We start from the raw sequence: 18788 nt of genomic DNA on the forward strand, positions 1-18788 counted from the left end.
CTGTCTGATGGCACGAACATCGTTGACCTGACAGACATTACTGTGGATATTGATCCAGCCACCCCTGGAATTCAGGATAGCCTGATTGTGCCGGGAGAAGGAAGATATGATTACGATACGCTGACAGGTGAAGTAACCTTCAATCCTGAGGCAGGCTTCACGACCGATCCAACACCAATCATTTACACCTTGATTGAGAATGCGACCGGATTGGATAGCACCGCAACGATCACGATCACGTACACCGAAGAGCCACCAGTTGCCGTTAATGACAGCTCATTGGATAACAGGTTCGGGACAAAAGTTTATCTGAACATCATAGCTAACGATAGCTTAAGTGATGGTTCAACAATAATTTCTCTTTCGGATGTTCAAGTGGATATTGACCTTTTAACACCTGGCCTTCAAGATACTTTGGTAGTAGCCGGGCAGGGTGAATGGGTGTATAACTCTTTGACCGGAATTATTTCCTTTGATCCGTTTGGAGGGTTTATTGGAGATCCTGATGTAATCTCCTACCTGCTTATTGAAGTACAAACCGGGTTGTCAGATACGGCCAATATTATGATTACCTATCTTCCGGAGGAATGCACAGTTATTTGTGTACCCGTGCAAGTCACCAAAGTAAGCAACTAGAGGCTGCAGAAAATTCCGATGACTACACAATTCTATCGATACTGGGAACAAAATAGAGATTGGAACTGGCGGCTTTTACCGTGTTTTGAGAATTTAGTTCATAGAGGAAAGCTCCTTTTTTTGAGAAGCCTTTCTGTTTTTCGTCCAGTTTGGTCAAAAGGCCGCTTGCAAGGATTCTACGGCTAAAGTTTCTTTTGTCAAACTCGGTATCAAAAATCGCTTCATAGAGCTTTTGAAGCTGTGGGATTGTGAATTTGGAAGGAAGTAGCTCAAAGCCCACGGGATGAAATGCTGCCTTATTTCTTAATCTGGAGATTGCATTGTCCACCATTTCCTGATGGTCAAAAAGTAATTCAGGATGCTGATCTAAATCAAACCACTCTGCGTGATAACTTCCGGAATCAAAATTCTCATAGTCGGTTGAATTAATCAATGCAAAATAAGTTACGGAAACAGTTCTTTCTATTGGATCTCGATCAGGTCTCCCAAATACAGAGAGTTGTTCCAGATAAATATTCTCAAGGCCTGTTAAATCTTTAAGAACGCGGATAGCGGCTTCGTCAAGGCTTTCATTGGGCTGTAACCAACCACCCATTAATGACCAAATGTTTTTGCTTTCTTCAATTCCCCTTTTTACAAGTAATAGCTTTAGTTTTGAGCCATCAAATCCGAAAATAATTGAGTCTAAAGCCACCAGACATTTCGTCTGTTTGCCATATTGATCTAACATAGGTTTAAAAGGGTCTTCTTTTTCGTCAGGAATTGAACTTAAACTTAAGACATCGGATTTGAAATAAGTATTATTGAACGAACTTTTTAATCTTTTCACTTTGGCAAACACTCTCAAAGTCGACAAATTGCAATATAGCATTAATGCTAAAAAGATTATTCGAAGCATATCCTTTGAACTGGGTTCTGAAGAGGTTTTGGCTGTTTTAGGTGAAAGTGGTTCGGGTAAATCTACTCTTCTTAAACTGATTGCCGGTTTTCTTGATCCGGATAAAGGCACTCTTTTGATCGAAGGAGAGCCGATTCCTTCACCCTCTGAAAAGCTAATTCCTGGTCACCCTTCTATAAAAATGGTTCGGCAGGATAATCCGCTTTTTCCAAATCATTCACTGAGGGAGAATATTGATTATGAGCTTCGCAAATACAATTCAGAGTATCGCAAAGAAAGGGTTAATCATTTACTCAAATTGACAGGTCTTCAAAAAGTGGCTGATCAGTTACCCCGGCAGTCTTCAGAGGGTGAGCAACAACGGGCTTCTATTGCCAGGGCTCTGGCTGATGAACCTGCATTACTGCTGCTTGACGAACCTTTTAGTAATCTGGATTATGGAAGAAAAAAAGAATTGAAGAAAGCCATAAAAGACATCGTTCGAGAAGAAAAAATGGCCTGCATTTTCGTGACTCACGACATTTCCGATGTTTTTGGAACAGCCAATCAGTTGGCTATATTAAAAGACGGGAAAATTTCTCAATTGGATGATCCGGTTCAAATCTACAGACATCCGAATTCTCAATATGAAGCAGGCTTAACGGGAGAGTTTAATATTGTCGAAGCGAAAGAAGCAAATATGATATTGAAACTGAAGTCTTCTGATTTAAAGGTGTTAATAAGGCCTGAAGATATTGAGCTTTTTTCTAATGAAGGGATTGAAGCCGAGATCGGAGGCATTGTTGATTACGGAGCTTTCCGTCAGATTTCTCTCAAAATTGAGAATCTCTCTTTAACTGCTTTTACCTCTGAGAAGTATCTGAAGCCTTCTCTGGTCAAGATCAAAATTAACAGGTTTACCGAAATCAATCGATAGTTATAAAACCTGAGCACCAGGTGTTGGCCCCTGGATGTACACCTCCTGTTTCGGCCGATCTTAGTGTTATTTTCTGACCTTCTGTAATTGCCACGGATCCTGTGTTGGTAACCACTGAAGTTCCATCGGCGTTGTCAATAACCAAAGACAAAACCGCACTTCCGTTTACCATCACTTCCATCGTTACCTCAGAGCCGCTATCCAATGTTCTGGAACATGAAGCGGAAAGTTTCGAAATAGTACCGCTAAACGGTAAAGGCATTTCACTTGACTCAATGGAAGCAGAGTATGAAGTACTGAAAATATTAAATCTGGGGCCATAGTTAGCGGAACTTACATATGCCCTTACCGGTAAATAGTTTGCAGAGCCTCCACCACCACCGGATAAGCTACTTAAATTCACTGTTTTTGGTGCTTGTCCGTCTCCCGAAAGTGATAAATGGAGCGTTGTGCCAACCAAGCTTAGTTGATCTACCACCTGAGAATCGGTGTTTGGCCCCAGCTCAGACCATGTCGAATTGTAGTACCATAAGCTTGAGGTACTGGTGTTATAAACGACCATACCATCTATAGGACTTGATATGGCGTTCATTTCAGCGGTTGTTTTTGATGGGATTTTGACAGCATCAGGAGTCATCAGGGCATTCTGACCAACTGAATAGAAAGAGAGTGAAACAGTAAACAGAATGATGAGTAAAATATTGGCTTTCATTTTCAGGCTTTTGGTTCGTGATGAAAATAGAGCCTTCAGTAATGAAAACGTAATTGATTTTGTAAATCAATCAGACACTTTTACAATTTGATTAAGATTTCGCCCATAGCCATTATAATCTAATCCATAGCCAGCTACAAACACATCATCAATCACAAAAGCTTTAAAATCTGGCCTGTAATTCCCCTTAAAAGCAGATTCTTTAAAAAGCATAGTGACTATTTTAATAGAGTTAGGTTTCTTTTTATCAAAATCAGGCAAAATACGATTTAGTGTAAGCCCGGTATCGACAATATCCTCAACAATGATGACATCACGGTTTTCAATATTCTCCGTCAGACCGATTAACTCTGTAACCAATCCACTTGAATGCATATTTTCATATGATTTAACCTTGACAAAACTAATTTCACATTGAAAGTCCAGATGTTTGCTTAGTTCAGACAAAAACATGAAAGAGCCATTCAAAATACCGATGAGCAGTGGATTTTTACCTTTAAATTCTTTGTTCAGTTGTTGAGCCAATATTTCAATCCTTGACTCTAAAACATCTTTTGGTATCAGAGACACAAACTTTTTGTCTTTGATCGTTATCATAGGAGTATGGCAGAAAACCGTTTTTTAGAATGGAAAGGTCGTAAATTTGGGGCAATTAGATCCTTTATGAATAGAAATATCTTCATCACTTGCCTGGTTCTCATAATGCAGAGCACAGCTTTTGGTCAGCTTTTTTCATGGTTTGGTTCTGATGATGAGCCGGTGAAAGAACTTTTGATGGATCGCAAAATTCAGATTGAAACCACTGCGGCCATCAATAATATGTACAACTTCAAATTTTATGAGGCAGACCGCGAGTTCAAATGGCTATTGGTGAAATATCCAAATCACCCTATTGGCCATTTCTTGCTTGGTCTCAGTGATTGGTGGAAAATTGTGCCAGACACAGGAATTGAGAGATACGATAAAAGTATTCATGGTCACATGGATGAAACCATTGATCTTGCAGAGGATATGCTTGATGCTAACGGAGGGAGCAAAGAAGCAGCTTTTTTCATCGCTGCAGCTTATGCTTTCAAAGGCCGTTTATATGCTGAACGCGAAAACTGGGTGAAATCTGCCTGGGCAGGAAAACAGGCCTTGAAGTATCTTGAGAAAAGCAGAGGGGATGAAAATATAAATCCCGAGTTACTTTTTGGTGATGGCTTGTATAATTTCTATTCTAAATGGATTCATGAGAACTATAAGTCGCTTAAACCTCTTCTTACTTTTTTCAGGAAGGGAGACAAGCAACTGGGTATCGCTCAACTGGAAAATGTCAGTCAGAATGCGTTTTACACGCGAATGGAGGCACGTTACTTTCTTGTTCAAATCTATGCTATGGAAGGCCAAAACAGGAAGGCCCTTAGAATGTCGAGTATGATGCACAGTATTTATCCTGATAATTCCTTTTTTCATCGTTATGCGGCAAGAAGTAGTTTTGCCTTGGGCAGAATGCAGGAATCAGAAGTTTTTGCCCGCGAATTACTGGATAATATTACTGCAGGAAAGCCCGGATATGGTGATAACGAAGGCCGATATGGAGCCTACATACTTGGCTTTATTTACAATAATTATAAAAGAGATAAGGAAACCGCTAAATTCTATTACCAGAAATGTGTGGAATTTGCTCAATCAAATGATTCTGAGGATGCAGGTTACTCACTTAGCTCTCTTTTGGCTCTCGGTAACATTGAAATGGATCAAAAGAATTATGAAAAGGCCAAGTCATATTTTGATCTGATACTCGATCAGAAAAACAGGAAATCGAGTAGCTACAAAACCGCAAAAGAAAAGTCGCAGGAGTTGAAAAAGCTAATCAGAAAACAATCCTGATTTTAAGGAACCGGAAGAACCTTGCTGTTTTTAATGGTTTGAAGAATTACCATTGTTTGTGTGCTGGAAACCACCTCAATTTCATTAATCGTATCCATGATCAACTGTTGGTAGTGATTAATATCCTTCGCAATAACTTTCAGTAAGAAATCACACTGGCCGGTAACGTGATGACACTCAATAATTTCCGGAACCTGATTGATTTTATTTGTAAACGCTTCAATGATGGTTTTTTGATGGCCTTTCAAAGTAACCTGTACATATGTCAGAACACCTAAGCCTACTTTCTCGCGATTTACCTGGGCATGATAGCTCTGAATAATTCCGGATTGTTCAAGCTTTTTGACACGTTCAAGGGTAGGAGCTGGGGAGAGACCGACATCTTTCGAAAGTTGGGCATTCGTGATTTTTCCGTTTGCCTGAAGAATTTCTAAAAGTTTGTGATCAATTACGTCTAGTTTACCTTGTGCCATGCTTTAATTTGTTTCAGAATATTATTTGGGTCAAATCTACAATAGAAAACTATAATTTTATAATTTTCTATAAAAAAATCTAATATTCTAATTACAGAGTACAATTTAGAAGAAAGATTATGGCTGGAATATTCCTTAAAGCAGCTCTTTCACGGGCTCCCAGTAATGGGCTTCAAAGTCCTGGATTTGATCTTCTTTTATGGTAAGTCCTTCTTTTTCAAGAAGTTGTTGCATGGTGGATGGTGTTTCAAAAGCATTTTTACCCGTCAGGACTCCCTTGCGGTTAACCACCCTGTGAGCCGGAACATCTTTACGATGATGAAGTGCATTCATGGCCCAACCCACTAAACGAGCCCCGCCTTTTGAACCGAGGTACTCTGCTATGGCTCCATAAGATGATACTTTTCCCTTGGGGATGAGTTTCACCACGTCATAGATATCTTCGAATTTATTCTCCTTCAATTTCTTCTACCAATTGTTGGTACCACTCTTCTCCATAGGCTTTCTGGAGAGGTACTTTAAGAAATTTGTATACTGGAACACCAAGCTTTTCTCCGAGAGTACAGGCATCACTGCAGATACTCCATTGATCGTAATTCAGGGCATGATAATTTTCATACTTGGTAATTCTAATAGGGTAAAGGTGACAGGAAATTGGCTTTTGAAAATCAATTTTTTTGTCAATATAGGCTTGTTCAATCCCGCATTTCAAAATTCCTTTATCATCATAGATGGCATAAGCACATTCACGGCCATTGATCGTAGGTGTGCTATAATCATCTTCGTCGTCATATACGTATTCACCTTGTTCCTCAATTGCTTTGATTCCTTCAGGGCTTAAATAAGGTTTGACCAATGGGTAAATTTCCTGAAGAATCGGTAACTCGACTTCTTCTAAAGGAGCTCCCAGGTCGCCCTCTACGCAGCAGGCTCCTTTGCATTTCTCAAGGTCGCATACAAAATGCTTCTCTTTAATATCGTCACTTATGACTGTATCATCAATCAATATCATGGTACAAAAATAAAGAGGTCAGCCTAAAACTAAGCTGACCTTTCATATTATTTGGAAATATGGCTGTTATCTTACCTTTAAAACCTGTCCTACACTAATCGTGTTACTGCTCAGGTTATTGAGTGATTTTAGCTGGGCCACACTGATATCATTTCGTTTAGCAATACTGAAAAGCGTATCTCCTTTTTTCACAGTATAGCTAAAGGCTGATGTTGCTGGTTGACTATTACCACCATCAGATACTTTCAGACGTTGGCCTACAGAAATATCTGTTCCGGAAAGACTGTTCCATCGCTGAATACTGGAAACTGTAGTTCCATATAACTTTGATATGGAGTATAAGGTTTGTCCTCTGCTTACCGTATGATATTCAGCCCGTGATGGACTAGGTTCTACCGCTTGACTGGAAACTGAACGACTGATGGTTGTTTGCTGCGACTTTGGGTCGGCACTTACGATTAACTCCTGGTCATATTGCAAGACAGAAGATGAGGTCATATTATTCAAGTTTCTCAACTCTTCAACACTTAGACCGTACTTTCTGGCAAGTGAAAATAAAGTTTCACCCTGCTGAACTCGGTGAGTTGTACCCATTGAGGCAGCTTTTGTCGTTGTTTCTGGTTGCGGTTTGACAACTACTTTTTTAGACTCCTTTGGAGTGGTCTCCATTTTCGTGACCACTGGTTTTTCTTCCTCAATGAAACCCTCTTCTTCATTTTTCTCAACAGTAGGAGTAGGCTTCATAACTGCCGGCTTTTCGGTATTCAGATTTGGCTTATCTAAAGGCATCTCATTGACCTCTTTTTGCCTTTCATAGCTTGAAGCGATCGGAAGATCAGGCTTGTTTTCCTCTTGAGGAAGAGCTTGTTTTATAATTTCGACAGGCTTGTTTTTAGGTCTTTTACCCTGAATCCAAACTACCCGGCCAGGTTGAAGCTGCTCAACAGTCTTCAATCTGTTATATTTTAAAACCTTCTTCAGTCTAATTCCATACATCTGAGAAACATCCCAAAAAGATTGATCAAGACCTGCGGTATGGAACTCGACAGGGGCCTTGTTTCCTTTCTTTTGAAGGTAATAAACCTTCCCGGTTTTAATCATATCCCGGTCTGTAAGGTCATTAAACTTCAAAAATTCTTTTAGAGGAACTCTCCCTTTTTTTGCCAGCTGAGCTGCTTCATCACCCGGCTGAGCTAAAATTCCGGCCTTGCCATTAATTTCATATAAAATAGGTTCATCATCAGAAGTAGTTGTAGCCGTAATTCTTCTTAGAATCGGGTAACCCTTATCGGTAATTGTGAGATCTTGACGTTGGTTAATTTTGAGCATAACTTCGTCAGCTCTTTCGGCATTTACAGGAACAACCACGTTATAATTAGTGCCTGCCGGTATAGCCGGAGCATACAGCCATGCATTATAACTTCTCAATTCGCTTAAATCGACCGTAAGCTCTACCGCAATTTCAGCCAGTGATTTTGAATGAGTAGGGTAGATAACAAGTTTTCTTGGTGAATTTTTAAGACGGTTTAAGCGATACTCAAAGGCAATTCGGTGAGCAAGAGCCTTTATTAAATATTCTGGTGTGTTTTTGTCAAATTTTACTTCACTGGCGTAAGACCAGTTATCAGGAATTTCCTTTCCGGCACCAGTGGGCCCCTGATTGTATGCATAAATACAGGAGAGCCAGTTTTTGAAGATAATATTATTCTTTTTGAAGTACTTGGCGGCAGCACGGGTACTTTCAAAAATGTACTTTCTTTCATCTACTTCGCGATTCATTTTAAGACCTAATTCAGCAGCAGTAGGCTCCTTAAATTGCCAGAAACCCACAGCTCCTGAACTTGACAAAGCATCGGGCATAAGATTACTTTCCTGAACCGCCAGATATTTTAGGTCATCAGGTACACCCTCTTCTTCTAAAATGGATTCAATGATTGGAAAATACCATTGCATTCTTTCCAATTTAGCGTCCAGATAAGAGTTTTCCGGTGTGAGTAAATTGAGAATAAGATTGTCAACTTTGCTTTTCGTCTGATCATCAAGACTGACTATGACATTAGCAAATTCTACTCTTGAAGGAGCCTCAGGCAGGCTGTATTGTGATTGACCTAAGGCAGTGAACGAAATAAAAGTGATGAGGAAAGCAGTCAATCTTTTCATAATTCTATTTTTTTCTGGTAACAAAAAGTCCGTCCCGGAATGGGAGAAGGATTTTTTCAGTTCTGGTGTCATTCTTAACTTTTTGATTGAATTCACGTAAGTACTTTGTTTTTTTGTCATTTTGAGTGGAGTCAAAGACTTTTCCATCCCACAAGACATTGTCACTCAATATCAGGCCTCCGCTACGTACTTTATCGATGACCAAGTCATAATAGAGACCATAATTCAGTTTGTCAGCGTCTATAAAGACGAGGTCAATTGGAGTTTCTATCTCGGGAATAATTTCTGCAGCTTTTCCAATTCTCAATTCTATTTGATCAGTCAACCCCGCTTTCGAAATGTTGGCATTTGCCAAAGTTTCAATCTCCTCATTATAGTCAATGGTAAGAAGGCGTCCGTTTTTCTTCAGGCCTTCGGCCAAACAAATGGCAGAATACCCCGTGTAGGTTCCGATTTCAAGAATAAATTCTGGCTTTATCAAATGAGAGATCATTGACAAAAGGCGACCTTGAAAATGGCCGGAAAGCATTCTTGGCTGCATTACATTGGCATGCGTGTCTCTGTTTATTTCCTGTAAAACAGCAGGTTCAGAGTCACTTAAGGCTTCGCAGTAAGCCTCAGCATCTGGATTAATTATTAGCATAGCACGTTTATGTACAGCAAATTAACTGCTTATAATTAGCTTTTGCAAATGTTTGTTTGTATTAAAAGTTCAGAAATAATTGAAAAAAATGAACATTTAAAAAGACTGTTTTTGAGACAGCCTTTTTAAAGTTTATTTCAGCGAGCGTTTAATCTCACGGATTTCGTAAGATTCAATGATATCTCCAACCTGAAGGTCATTGAATTTCTCAATATTAATACCGCACTCATATCCGGCTCTCACTTCGCCTACATCGTCTTTGAAACGTTTAAGTTGAGCAATCTTCCCGTCATGCAAAACAATACCTTCACGAATCACTCGAACGCTATTCTGACGTTTCACATAGCCATCGAGTACGTAGCTACCGGCGATTGTTCCGATTTTAGAGATCTTGAAGATTTCTCTTACTTCGATATTACCAGTAATTACTTCTTCTTCGGTCGGTGCTAACAGACCTTCCATAGCATCTTTGATCTCATTGATGGCATCGTAGATGACTGAGTACAGTCTTATTTCAATTTCTTCTGTATCAGCAATTCTTCGTGCATTTGCGGAAGGTCTCACCTGGAAACCTAGAATAATCGCATCTGCGGCACTGGCCAAAAGAACATCAGACTCAGAAATTTGTCCTACCCCTTTGTGAATAATTTTCACCTGAACTTCGTCAGTTGAAAGTTTAAGAAGGGAATCAGAGAGAGCTTCTACTGAACCATCCACGTCACCTTTCACTATGACACTGAGTTCTTTAAATGAACCTATTGCCTTTCTTCTACCAATCTCATCTAGTGTGATGTGACGTTTGGCTCTGATACTTTGCTCACGAATGATTTGTTCACGTTTGTTGGCGATTTCTCTGGCCTCACGGTCAGACTCCATTACATTAAACTTATCACCCGCCTGAGGAGCTCCTGGTAAACCAAGAATTTGAACCGGAGTTGATGGACCTGCGGTTTTGATTCGCTCACCTACATCGTTGATCATGGCTCTTACACGACCGAAATATTGACCGGCAAGAATGATGTCGCCTACGTTCAAAGTACCTGCTTCTACCAGAATGGTTGAAACATAACCTCTTCCTTTGTCGAGAGAGGCTTCGATTACAGCCCCATTAGCTTTTCTGTCAGGGTTAGCTGTCAACTCAAGCAATTCAGCTTCCAGAAGTACTTTGTCAAGAAGTTCGTCAATACCAATTCCGGTCTTCGCTGAAACTTCCTGCTCCTGGTACTTACCACCCCATGATTCCACAAGAATATTCTCTTTTGAAAGATCTTCTCTGATTTTATCAGGGTTGGCACCCGGCTTATCGATTTTGTTCAGAGCAAATACGATAGGCACATTAGCATTTTTGGCGTGGTTAATGGCCTCACGCGTTTGAGGCATCACTGAGTCGTCTGCAGAAATTACAATAATAACCACATCAGTTACCTTGGCTCCACGAGCACGCATAGCGGTAAAGGCTTCGTGACCCGGTGTATCAAGGAAAGTTACGGACTTGCCTTTATTTTCACCTTCCTGAACTTCTACGTTGTAGGCACCAATGTGCTGGGTGATTCCACCAGCCTCACCACTGGCAACTTTTGTAGTTCTGATGTAGTCAAGTAAGGATGTCTTACCGTGGTCAACGTGACCCATGATCGTAACGATAGGAGCACGCGGCTTCAGGTCTTCCTCGTCATCTACAATTTCAAGGTTGTCTGCCTGAATTTCCTCTTCAGCAGAGATAAACTCAACCTCATAATTGTATTCCATCGCTATCAACTGAATTGATTCAGCATCAAGACGTTGATTGATAGAAACGAACATGCCTAATTGCATGCAAGTTGAGATAACGTCATTGACAGAAACATCCATCATGGAAGCTAATTCAGAGGCAGATATAAACTCTGTTACTTTAAGAATTGTGCTTTCTTCATTAACTCTTGCTTCGTCAAGCTCTGCCTGTTCCGCACGGGTTCTACGTTTCTCTCTTCTGTGTTTTGCACCAAAATCAGGACCTTTGGCCTTCATCTTGGCCATTGTAGCCTTGATGCTGTCTTTGATATCTTCCTGAGTAAGCTCTTCTTTTTGTCCTTTAGCAGGACCTTTTCCTTTGTTCTTATTATTACCCTTCTGGTTCTGGCTTCTTCCGCCACCGCCACCTTCGCTTTCTTTCTTTTTGAAATATTGCTGATCGGTGATGTCGGTAAGGTTACCCAGACGGCTAACTCTTTTCCTTTTTCTTTTCTTTCGGTCTTCTTTAGACTCCGGTTTCTTTTCAACCGGCAATTCGATTTTGCCGAGTACTTTAAGGCCGGCAAGTTTATCTCCTTTAGCCTTAATAAGTTGATTTTCGGGCTCCTTGGCTTCTTCCTTCTTTTCTTCTTTTGGAGCCTCAGCTTTAGCTTCAGCCTTCTCTTCTTTTACAGGCTCTTTAACCTCTTCCTTCTCCTCAGCTTTCGGTGCTTCAGATTTGGCTTCTTCGGCTTTAGGAGCAGCTTGTTCTTTTACGGGCTCTTCTACCTTAACTTCTTCAGGTGCTGGAGCTGGCTTAGATTCCTGAACCGGTTCAGGAGCAGGAGTTTCTGCCTTTACTTCAGGCTTTTCCTCCTCAGGTTCAATTGATTTCGGAGCTGGCTTCTTGTCCAGATCAATTTTTCCGACAACTTTTGGCCCGGTTATGTTGTGTTCGAATTTAACCCGCTCTGGAGCTTTTTCTTCTTTTTTAACCTCAGGCTCTTCTCTGAAATAAAGAATATCTTCATCAGAGCTATGTGTTTTTGGCTTTTCAGAAGGTGATGCAGCCGCTGGGGCTGCTCCCAATAAGACGTTAGTGTCGTATTCTTTTTCAAGAACCTCGAGCAGGTCCGATCCAATTTTGGCGTTTGGTTTGCGGTCTATTTCATGACCCTTATTCACAAGGGTATCTACAACCTGAGTCCAGCTCACGTTCAGTTTCCTTGCCACAAGGTTCAATCGCATCTCAGTTGTTTCTGCCATATATCTTGGTTATCCGATTCTTTTTATTGGATTTGGTATCTACTAATATATTGATTCTATTCAAACTCTTTGTTCAGGATGTCCAATACATCCGTCACAGTTTCTTCTTCAAGTTCAGTTCTTCTTACAAGCTCTTCTTTAGTCAAAGCAAGCACTGATTTTGCTGTGTCAAGGCCAATTTTATGAAGCTCCTGAAGAATCCACTCGTCAATTTCGTCAGTGAATTCCATCAAGTCAACATCTTCTTCGATGAAATCCTGTTCAATATCGCGGAAGACGTCAAGTTCCATTCCTATCAGTCTGCTGGCGAGTTTAATATTTAAACCACCACGACCAATTGCCAAAGACACCTGATCAGGCTTAAGGAATACTGATGCTCTTTCTCCGTTTTCGTCAATCTGAACCGAGCTGATTTTTGCCGGGCTTAGTGCACGAGAAATTAGAAGTGGCATATTATCAGTCCATTGAATAACGTCAATGTTCTCGTTTTCCAATTCACGAACAATACTGTGAATTCTGCTACCCTTCATACCCACACAAGCTCCCACAGGGTCAATTCTGTCATCAAATGACTCAACTGCTACTTTAGCTCTGTCACCCGGCTCACGAACGATTTTTTTCACAGAAATTAAACCGTCGAGAATCTCAGGAATCTCAAGCTCAAAAAGTCTCTCAAGGAATACCGGAGAAGTTCTCGACAATAGAACACGTGGATTACCATTATTTAGTTCCGCCTTGTGAACCACACAGCGAATACTGTTTCCTTTCCTGAAACGATCTTTAGGGATTTGCTCAAATTTTGGCAAAGAAAGCTCATTGCCATCCTGATCAAGACAAATCACCTCACGACCAAGAATTTGATAAACCTCAACGGTAATAAGCTCACCAACCTGATCTTTGTAAAGGTCATACAACATTTCTTTCTCGAGGTCTTTAACCTTTTGAATTAATGTTTGACGTGCTGTCTGAACTACTCTGCGACCGAAGTCTTCAAGCTTAATTTCTTCAGCTACTTCTTCGCCTATCTCAAAGTCAGGTTCAATTTTCTTCGCTTCCGCCAATGGAATTTTGTCAAAATCCCAGATGTCCTCTGAATTGTCGTCCACAATTTCACGAGTACGCCACATTTCAAGGTCACCATTTTCGGCGTTCAGAATGATATCAAAGTTACTGTCGTCGTCAAATTTCTTACGAATCATTGTTCTAAGTACCTCTTCCAGGATAGAAATCATGGTAGGTCTATCAATGTTCTTTTCGCGGGCAAACTCCGCAAATGAAGCAACTAAATCTCCACTGTGCATACGATTTGTCTGTTTCGTTTCTATTTACTTGAAAGAAACCTGAACTACGGCTTCTTTTATCTCATCATATCCAAGCTCTACAGGCTCGGGTTTTGTTTTTTCTTTCTTCTTTTTGTCAGGCTGAATGGTAAATACATTTTCGCTTGCATTTACAAGTTCACCTTTTACTTCAGTACCATCTTTTTGAATCACTTTAAGCGTGCGTCCGATGTTTTTAACGAACTGCCTTGAAAGTTTTAGCGGATGGTCAATACCGGGAGAAGAAACTTCAAGCGTGTATGCATTGTCAATTTCTTCATCCAGAAGTTCACCAAGCTGCCTGCTGATGGTCGAGCATTCATCAATCAGGATACCTTCGTCAGTGTCAACTAATACCGTAATCTTCTGTTTGATTTTCGAGGTACTTACCTTTAAATCAACAAGATAGAATTTAGAGTCGGCAATAATGCCATCAATAATTCCGGTAATTTGCTCTGCTGTGATCATTGCCAAAATGGTAATAAACGAAATGTTGTGTAACAAAAAAGGAGGATTGACGCCCTCCTTAACACTCCAATTCTTCTGCAAAATTAGTCTAATATTTGGTTTTGCCCAAGTTTTGTCTTCAAATTTAAACTAATGATAAACTGGCAGAAAGAGTCCGGTATTTTAATTCTATCTTTCGGCGTGCATTCTTTTTTACTGTGCGATTTTTAAGAGATTTTATCACCAAGTTTTTCTTTCTGCTGAATTTTCTGGCAGCTCTGTATGCCCTTCTGGTATTTCAGATTTCTTATGCTGCAGATATAAGACATTGGCTTGGTGGTTTTCTAATGCTCTCAATTCCGTTTGCCTTTGCCATAAATCTTTTTTTTCTCTTTACGTATGCTTTTTCACGTTCGTGGAAATTTGTGGTGTCACTGGTGGTACTCATTATTGGGTACCCACTGATGGAACGAACACTTAAGTTCTCTCTTCGCTCTGAAACAGAGCTGGGCGATCAAAGGCTTTCAGTGATGAGCTATAACGTGATGTATCTGAATCATGCAGATAGGTCAGATGATGGAAAAGCCTTGGCTGCAAGAATTAGCAATGACCTTGACACTCTCAGGGCTGATATAAAATGCTTTCAGGAAATAATGAACAGCCCTCAGGAACCCCTTTTTGATACCTTTGATCGCCTGAAAAAAGTGAATAAGCATTTCACGTATATGCACTCTGAAATTGACCCGAAAAGTGAATTTGGTGCTGTAGGCCTTGCCACTTTTTCAAAATATCCGATTGTAGCCAAAAAGGAGATTTCATGGAAAATCAATAATAATGGTGTCCTGATAACAGATATAAAGGTCAAAGAGGATACTGTCAGGGTGTTTAACCTGCAGTTTAAATCTATGGGTATACGGGTTCAAAAGGCGATTACGGCGGATGAAATTAAACGGAAACAGGAAGCACGTAATATTCTGAGCCAACTTAAATCTGGTTTTGAGGATCGTGCTCTTCAGGTAGACCAGGTGGAGGAATTAATAAAGGAAAGTCCTTATCCTGTTATTTTGGCCGGTGATTTTAATGAATTGCCATATGGGTATGCCTATGGCCGAGTTAGAAAAGAGCTGGCAAATGCATTTGAAGAAGCCGGTTTTGGATTTGGTTTTACCTATCACAAGCTACCCAGTTTCATCAGAATTGATAATATCTTTTTTGACTCGGATAAATTTGAAGTACTAAACTTCAAAACCTTTAACGAGCTCAAAGGTTCTGATCATTATCCAATCAAGGCAAGTCTCAAAATTAGAAACTAGCCTTTTTGCCGAAAACCAATTTTCGTTTTAGTTGGTCTGTTTTTACCCGAAAGATAGTCGTCCAATTCTTCCAACTCTTTGGTAAAGCCACCACTAAGAATTGGGAAACGACACCAGCTTCTTGGATCCAGATTTCGATTATCCAGATGGAAAGATGGAGCATATCGTTCACGTTTCCACTGGTTACGACTCCATAATTGATAGAAACGTTTTACGTAACCGCCGAGGTGCTCTTTTGAATATTGCTCATGGAAAAGCACTTCCATGTATTTCATGGCTTCGATTGGAGATTTCTTGTCTTTAATGGCCACCTTTTCAATGGCATCAAGAACCTCGTAGGGCATCAGGTCTTTTTCGTCGGTTTGATCGTACTCTTTAGGACGAAGCTCAGCAGTAGGGTGCAAAGCATTTACGTATTTTAAACCTTCAATTTTGATATGCTTGCCTTTGACTTCACAACCGGTTTTCTCGAGCCATATCAACCATTGACGCAACCAATGTTTATCTATTCCGGCGATTGGACTGATGCTGCCCGCTGTATCACCATCCATTGTGGCGTAACCAACGGCCACTTCAGAACGATTTGAGGTGGCTAAAAGTAGATGGCCTGTCAAATTGGTAAGAAGCCAAACACCTGGAGCACGCACTCTGGCTTGTATATTTTGTAAAGGTATGTCGTCGGTCTCCCAGCTCAGCTTGCGATGAATCTGAGCCTCAATCATCTCAGTATATTGCTCAACTATGCCATTGATTTTGACATCAAAAAACTGGGCACCCATTGATTCTGCCAGTGCCTTTGCCGAGTTTCGGGTTTCGTCAGAGCTGTTTTCTGAGCCTTGATATATGGTATGTATGATCTCATGAGCCATCGCTTCTTCAGTTTTTGCTTTGGCAATTTTTGAGATATGACTCAGCTTCTTTTTTGTATTTTCAAAACCAATACTTTCATCTGCCAAACGAATCATCAAGCCGCAGAGAGCCGTGCATGCACTTGAATCGGCCCCGCCTGAAAGTGAAATGGTAAAACCCTGAGACCTTGATTTTCTCAGATAATCAAACAGACCCAAACAAACGGCCCGGGCAAATTCTTCTTCTTTGAGATAACCACCTCTTTCAAAAGGCTCAAGGTCGGCCACATGGTAACTCACCTCTACATCTGTTGGGAAAATAAAGTTTGATTTGATCAGGTTGTTCACCAGGGTAGCCTTTGATTTGATTTTGACCGCATCTACCAAAGCCACATCGGTATCAATAACCGCTGTGGTTAAGGTATGATTTGCATAACTAAAACGGGGGCTACTTTCTAATAATACCCCATTATTGGCTATCTGAGCATCACCATCAAAAATTAATCGGCCGGATTCGTTGCCCAATAAATTGGCATAAACATAGGTGCAGGCATGACTTCTTGAAGACTCAATAATCAGATTTTCGCGAGTCTGAAATTTGAAAAACTCAAACGGCGAGGCACTTGGATTCAAAATGATGTCTGCTCCCTTGGCAAAATGTCGATCTGCCGGTCTGCCCGGTACCCAGGCATCTTCGCAAATCTCAATGCCAATTTTCAGACCATCCAATTCAAAAATTAAATCGCCAACGGGGTAGGAGATATTCTTCAGATTCACTTCTGATTTAACTCCCCCGGGCCAGCGTTGAAACCAGCGGTCCTCATAGAAGAGTCCGTAATTTGGTAAATGCTGTTTACAAGTAAAACCAAGAATTTGCTTATTCGCAATAAGGCAGGCCGTATTGAAGAGTTTATTGTCAATTTCAAGTGGCAGCCCCACACAAACCACCATATCAGCAGTGTAATCAAGAAGCTCAAATAGAGACTCCAAAGCCTGCTTTCTCAGATCCGGCGAGTAAAAAGCATCTTCACAACCATAGCCCGTTAGTGCTAACTCAGGCAAACAAAGTACACTCACGTTTTCAACTCTGGCTTCCTCTATGACATCGAGACAGTTCCTGAGATTCTGTCGCCAATCCATTGGAGTTTGGTTAACTACGCCTGAGCCTACCTTGATAATCTTCATGTATGGTTCTTTTCTTTGGAATGATGCTGAGCAAATTTAGTACAAAATTCGGTGACCACTTGATAATGATATTCAGAAGCTGTAGTCCGCCTTTTAAACTATATTTTGCCTAATAAAGCTCAAACTGTGCTTCAATCTCAACCGTAATATTCTGGGGTAAAGACCCAAACCCAACAGCGGATCTTGATCCCACTCCATTTTCATTACCCCACACTTCTTCAAAAAGCTCACTGCAGCCATTAATAACGTATGGATGATTCTCAAAGTCAGCATCGGCATTTACCATACCCAGAACTTTAATTACTCTCTTCACCTTTGAAAGACTACCGAGATGTGCCCGAAGAGTTGCTAAAATGGCCAAACCAGTTTGTAAGGCGGCATCTTTGCCATATTCCTGTGAAACGGCAATTCCTATTCGTCCGCAAATGAGCTCATTATCGCTACCCGGAGGGTTTACAGGACCATGTCCACTGACAAAGGCCATGTTACCTGTAACGATCATGGGTTTATAGACTCCCTTTGGTTTTGGAGGTTCTGGTAGCCGGTCTGCGTACTTATCGAAAATCTGGTCTAAAAGCATATCTGATTATTTGGTAAACTGAAACATCCAGCCGGGGTAGTCTTTCTCCCCGAATGTATTATCCCAGCTATTATGATTGACGTTTGGGTACTCCTTATAGATGACATTCGCCCCTAGTTCCTGAAGTTTTGCATAGGCCTCCTGAGAATGTTTTACCGGAACCACGCCATCTTCTGAGCCGTGGAAAATATAAAACGGCACCCTGGCTTGCTTCTTTCCGTAGCTGCTTAAATCAGCTCCACCACAAATGGGCATTGCAGCAGCAAAGAGTTTTGGGTATCGGGCGACGGCTTCAAAAGTACCCATACCTCCCATAGAAAGGCCAGTTATGTAAATTCTCTTTTTATCTGCTTTTTTTGACTTTACAAAGGAGTTTACAAGTTCAATTGCCGCATGAAGAGACTCTTTTTCGTTGTAGTCGTAATTGAAGTCAAGATCAAGCGGATATTTGGTTCTTTCAAATTTGACTGATGACCAGTAATTATCTTTAGGACATTGCGGTGCAATCACAATGCAGGGATGATTTTTTTGAAGTTTCTCGAAGACCTTCATGGCTCCGTTTTTTAATTGAGAAACGTTGTCATCTCCTCTTTCGCCCGCACCGTGAAGAAAAAGAACCAATGGATACTGTTCAGACGCATCGTAATTCTCAGGATATAATATTCTGTATTTTAGTTCTGTGCCTTTACTGTCGGTAAATTGATCGGAGTCAAATTGAGCGTTTGCGATAAATCCAACAACAAGAAAAGTCAGGCTTATTATCGTTCGGCAGAAGAGATGATTCATAAGTGGAATCCA

The 18788-nt window shown here is 40.7% G+C and carries 18 protein-coding genes; 4 read left to right on the forward strand and 14 right to left on the reverse strand.

The annotated features are described in order from the left end of the window. Positions 1 to 636: Ig-like domain-containing protein (locus AFM12_RS00025; protein ID WP_055142925.1), on the forward strand; the 636-nt coding region annotated here is incomplete at its 5' end. A 22-nt stretch (positions 637 to 658) separates the two neighbouring features. Here the strand turns inward: AFM12_RS00025 and AFM12_RS00030 are convergent. Then, complete coding sequence (locus AFM12_RS00030) at positions 659 to 1366, reverse strand: NUDIX hydrolase (RefSeq protein ID WP_055144962.1); 708 nt, start codon at positions 1364 to 1366, stop codon at positions 659 to 661. Between the two features lie 100 nt (positions 1367 to 1466). On the opposite strand from AFM12_RS00030, the gene AFM12_RS00035 reads away from it, so the two are divergent. Then, entirely contained in the window at positions 1467 to 2450 is a 984-nt protein-coding gene (locus tag AFM12_RS00035; protein ID WP_157687239.1) for an ABC transporter ATP-binding protein, read from the forward strand. On the opposite strand, the gene AFM12_RS00040 is transcribed toward AFM12_RS00035, so the two are convergent. Together AFM12_RS00040 and hpt are read right to left on the reverse strand one after the other, a co-directional pair. Beyond that, positions 2440 to 3162, reverse strand: coding sequence for a phage tail-like protein (locus AFM12_RS00040; RefSeq protein ID WP_055142929.1), 723 nt, complete (start codon positions 3160 to 3162; stop codon positions 2440 to 2442). The two genes, AFM12_RS00035 and AFM12_RS00040, sit on opposite strands and share 11 nt — an antisense overlap. 66 nt (positions 3163 to 3228) lie before the next feature. Beyond that, entirely contained in the window at positions 3229 to 3759 is a 531-nt protein-coding gene (gene hpt / locus AFM12_RS00045) for a hypoxanthine phosphoribosyltransferase (RefSeq protein ID WP_055142931.1), read from the reverse strand. 66 nt (positions 3760 to 3825) lie between these two features. Between hpt and AFM12_RS00050 the strand changes: the two genes are divergently transcribed. Then, positions 3826 to 5034 (forward strand): tetratricopeptide repeat protein, encoded by a 1209-nt coding sequence (locus AFM12_RS00050; RefSeq protein ID WP_055144966.1) that lies wholly within the window; start codon positions 3826 to 3828, stop codon positions 5032 to 5034. Between the two features lie 2 nt (positions 5035 to 5036). On the opposite strand, the gene AFM12_RS00055 is transcribed toward AFM12_RS00050, so the two are convergent. From AFM12_RS00055 to rimP, 8 genes are all read right to left on the reverse strand, one after another. Beyond that, entirely contained in the window at positions 5037 to 5507 is a 471-nt protein-coding gene (locus AFM12_RS00055; RefSeq protein ID WP_055142934.1) for an Lrp/AsnC family transcriptional regulator, read from the reverse strand. Between the two features lie 135 nt (positions 5508 to 5642). After that, on the reverse strand, positions 5643 to 5969 hold the full coding sequence (locus AFM12_RS00060; protein ID WP_055142936.1) for an MGMT family protein: 327 nt from the start codon (positions 5967 to 5969) through the stop codon (positions 5643 to 5645). After that, positions 5956 to 6519 carry a DUF3109 family protein gene (locus AFM12_RS00065; RefSeq protein ID WP_055142938.1) on the reverse strand — a complete coding sequence of 188 codons (564 nt, stop codon included), beginning with the start codon at positions 6517 to 6519 and terminating at the stop codon, positions 5956 to 5958. Before AFM12_RS00065 ends, AFM12_RS00060 begins: the two co-directional genes overlap by 14 nt. A 66-nt stretch (positions 6520 to 6585) precedes the next feature. Beyond that, a complete protein-coding gene (locus AFM12_RS00070; protein WP_055142940.1) occupies positions 6586 to 8679 on the reverse strand; it encodes a LysM peptidoglycan-binding domain-containing protein in 2094 nt (697 codons plus the stop codon). A 4-nt stretch (positions 8680 to 8683) separates the two neighbouring features. Next, entirely contained in the window at positions 8684 to 9322 is a 639-nt protein-coding gene (locus AFM12_RS00075) for an O-methyltransferase (RefSeq protein ID WP_055142942.1), read from the reverse strand. A 132-nt stretch (positions 9323 to 9454) separates the two neighbouring features. Beyond that, the gene (gene infB, locus AFM12_RS00080; protein ID WP_055142944.1) at positions 9455 to 12298 is read right to left on the reverse strand and encodes a translation initiation factor IF-2; all 2844 of its coding nucleotides are present in this window, start codon (positions 12296 to 12298) and stop codon (positions 9455 to 9457) included. 56 nt (positions 12299 to 12354) lie between these two features. Beyond that, entirely contained in the window at positions 12355 to 13599 is a 1245-nt protein-coding gene (gene nusA / locus AFM12_RS00085; RefSeq protein ID WP_055142946.1) for a transcription termination factor NusA, read from the reverse strand. Positions 13600 to 13623: 24 nt separating this feature from the next. After that, a complete protein-coding gene (gene rimP, locus AFM12_RS00090) occupies positions 13624 to 14085 on the reverse strand; it encodes a ribosome maturation factor RimP (RefSeq protein ID WP_055142948.1) in 462 nt (153 codons plus the stop codon). A 197-nt stretch (positions 14086 to 14282) separates the two neighbouring features. On the opposite strand from rimP, the gene AFM12_RS00095 reads away from it, so the two are divergent. After that, the gene (locus tag AFM12_RS00095; protein WP_055142950.1) at positions 14283 to 15377 is read left to right on the forward strand and encodes an endonuclease/exonuclease/phosphatase family protein; all 1095 of its coding nucleotides are present in this window, start codon (positions 14283 to 14285) and stop codon (positions 15375 to 15377) included. Here AFM12_RS00095 and nadE read toward each other — a convergent pair. The 3 genes from nadE to AFM12_RS00110 all read right to left on the reverse strand — a co-directional run bounded on the left by nadE (position 15374) and on the right by AFM12_RS00110 (position 18776). Then, complete coding sequence (nadE, locus tag AFM12_RS00100) at positions 15374 to 17410, reverse strand: NAD(+) synthase (RefSeq protein WP_055142952.1); 2037 nt, start codon at positions 17408 to 17410, stop codon at positions 15374 to 15376. The genes AFM12_RS00095 and nadE overlap by 4 nt on opposite strands. Before the next feature lie 109 nt (positions 17411 to 17519). Further along, positions 17520 to 17990, reverse strand: a complete 471-nt coding sequence (locus tag AFM12_RS00105) for a RidA family protein (RefSeq protein WP_055142954.1) — start codon at positions 17988 to 17990, stop codon at positions 17520 to 17522. Between the two features lie 6 nt (positions 17991 to 17996). Beyond that, positions 17997 to 18776, reverse strand: a complete 780-nt coding sequence (locus tag AFM12_RS00110) for a carboxylesterase family protein (RefSeq protein ID WP_055142956.1) — start codon at positions 18774 to 18776, stop codon at positions 17997 to 17999. Positions 18777 to 18788: the final 12 nt, after the last annotated feature.

It is taken from the genome of Jiulongibacter sediminis, assembly GCF_001306455.1.
GTDB lineage: Bacteria > Bacteroidota > Bacteroidia > Cytophagales > Spirosomataceae > Jiulongibacter > Jiulongibacter sediminis.

Bases quoted from the DNA above. Each gene is read 5' to 3' on its own strand.
- AFM12_RS00030 (WP_055144962.1), bottom strand. From the start codon at position 1,366: ATGTTAGATCAATATGGCAAACAGACGAAATGTCTGGTGGCTTTAGAC.
- infB (WP_055142944.1), bottom strand. From the start codon at position 12,298: ATGGCAGAAACAACTGAGATGCGATTGAACCTTGTGGCAAGGAAACTG.
- nusA (WP_055142946.1), bottom strand. From the start codon at position 13,599: ATGCACAGTGGAGATTTAGTTGCTTCATTTGCGGAGTTTGCCCGCGAA.
- AFM12_RS00105 (WP_055142954.1), bottom strand. From the start codon at position 17,990: ATGCTTTTAGACCAGATTTTCGATAAGTACGCAGACCGGCTACCAGAA.
- AFM12_RS00050 (WP_055144966.1), top strand. From the start codon at position 3,826: ATGAATAGAAATATCTTCATCACTTGCCTGGTTCTCATAATGCAGAGC.
- rimP (WP_055142948.1), bottom strand. From the start codon at position 14,085: ATGATCACAGCAGAGCAAATTACCGGAATTATTGATGGCATTATTGCC.
- AFM12_RS00065 (WP_055142938.1), bottom strand. From the start codon at position 6,519: ATGATATTGATTGATGATACAGTCATAAGTGACGATATTAAAGAGAAG.
- AFM12_RS00040 (WP_055142929.1), bottom strand. From the start codon at position 3,162: ATGAAAGCCAATATTTTACTCATCATTCTGTTTACTGTTTCACTCTCT.
- hpt (WP_055142931.1), bottom strand. From the start codon at position 3,759: ATGATAACGATCAAAGACAAAAAGTTTGTGTCTCTGATACCAAAAGAT.
- AFM12_RS00055 (WP_055142934.1), bottom strand. From the start codon at position 5,507: ATGGCACAAGGTAAACTAGACGTAATTGATCACAAACTTTTAGAAATT.
- AFM12_RS00070 (WP_055142940.1), bottom strand. From the start codon at position 8,679: ATGAAAAGATTGACTGCTTTCCTCATCACTTTTATTTCGTTCACTGCC.
- nadE (WP_055142952.1), bottom strand. From the start codon at position 17,410: ATGAAGATTATCAAGGTAGGCTCAGGCGTAGTTAACCAAACTCCAATG.
- AFM12_RS00110 (WP_055142956.1), bottom strand. From the start codon at position 18,776: ATGAATCATCTCTTCTGCCGAACGATAATAAGCCTGACTTTTCTTGTT.
- AFM12_RS00075 (WP_055142942.1), bottom strand. From the start codon at position 9,322: ATGCTAATAATTAATCCAGATGCTGAGGCTTACTGCGAAGCCTTAAGT.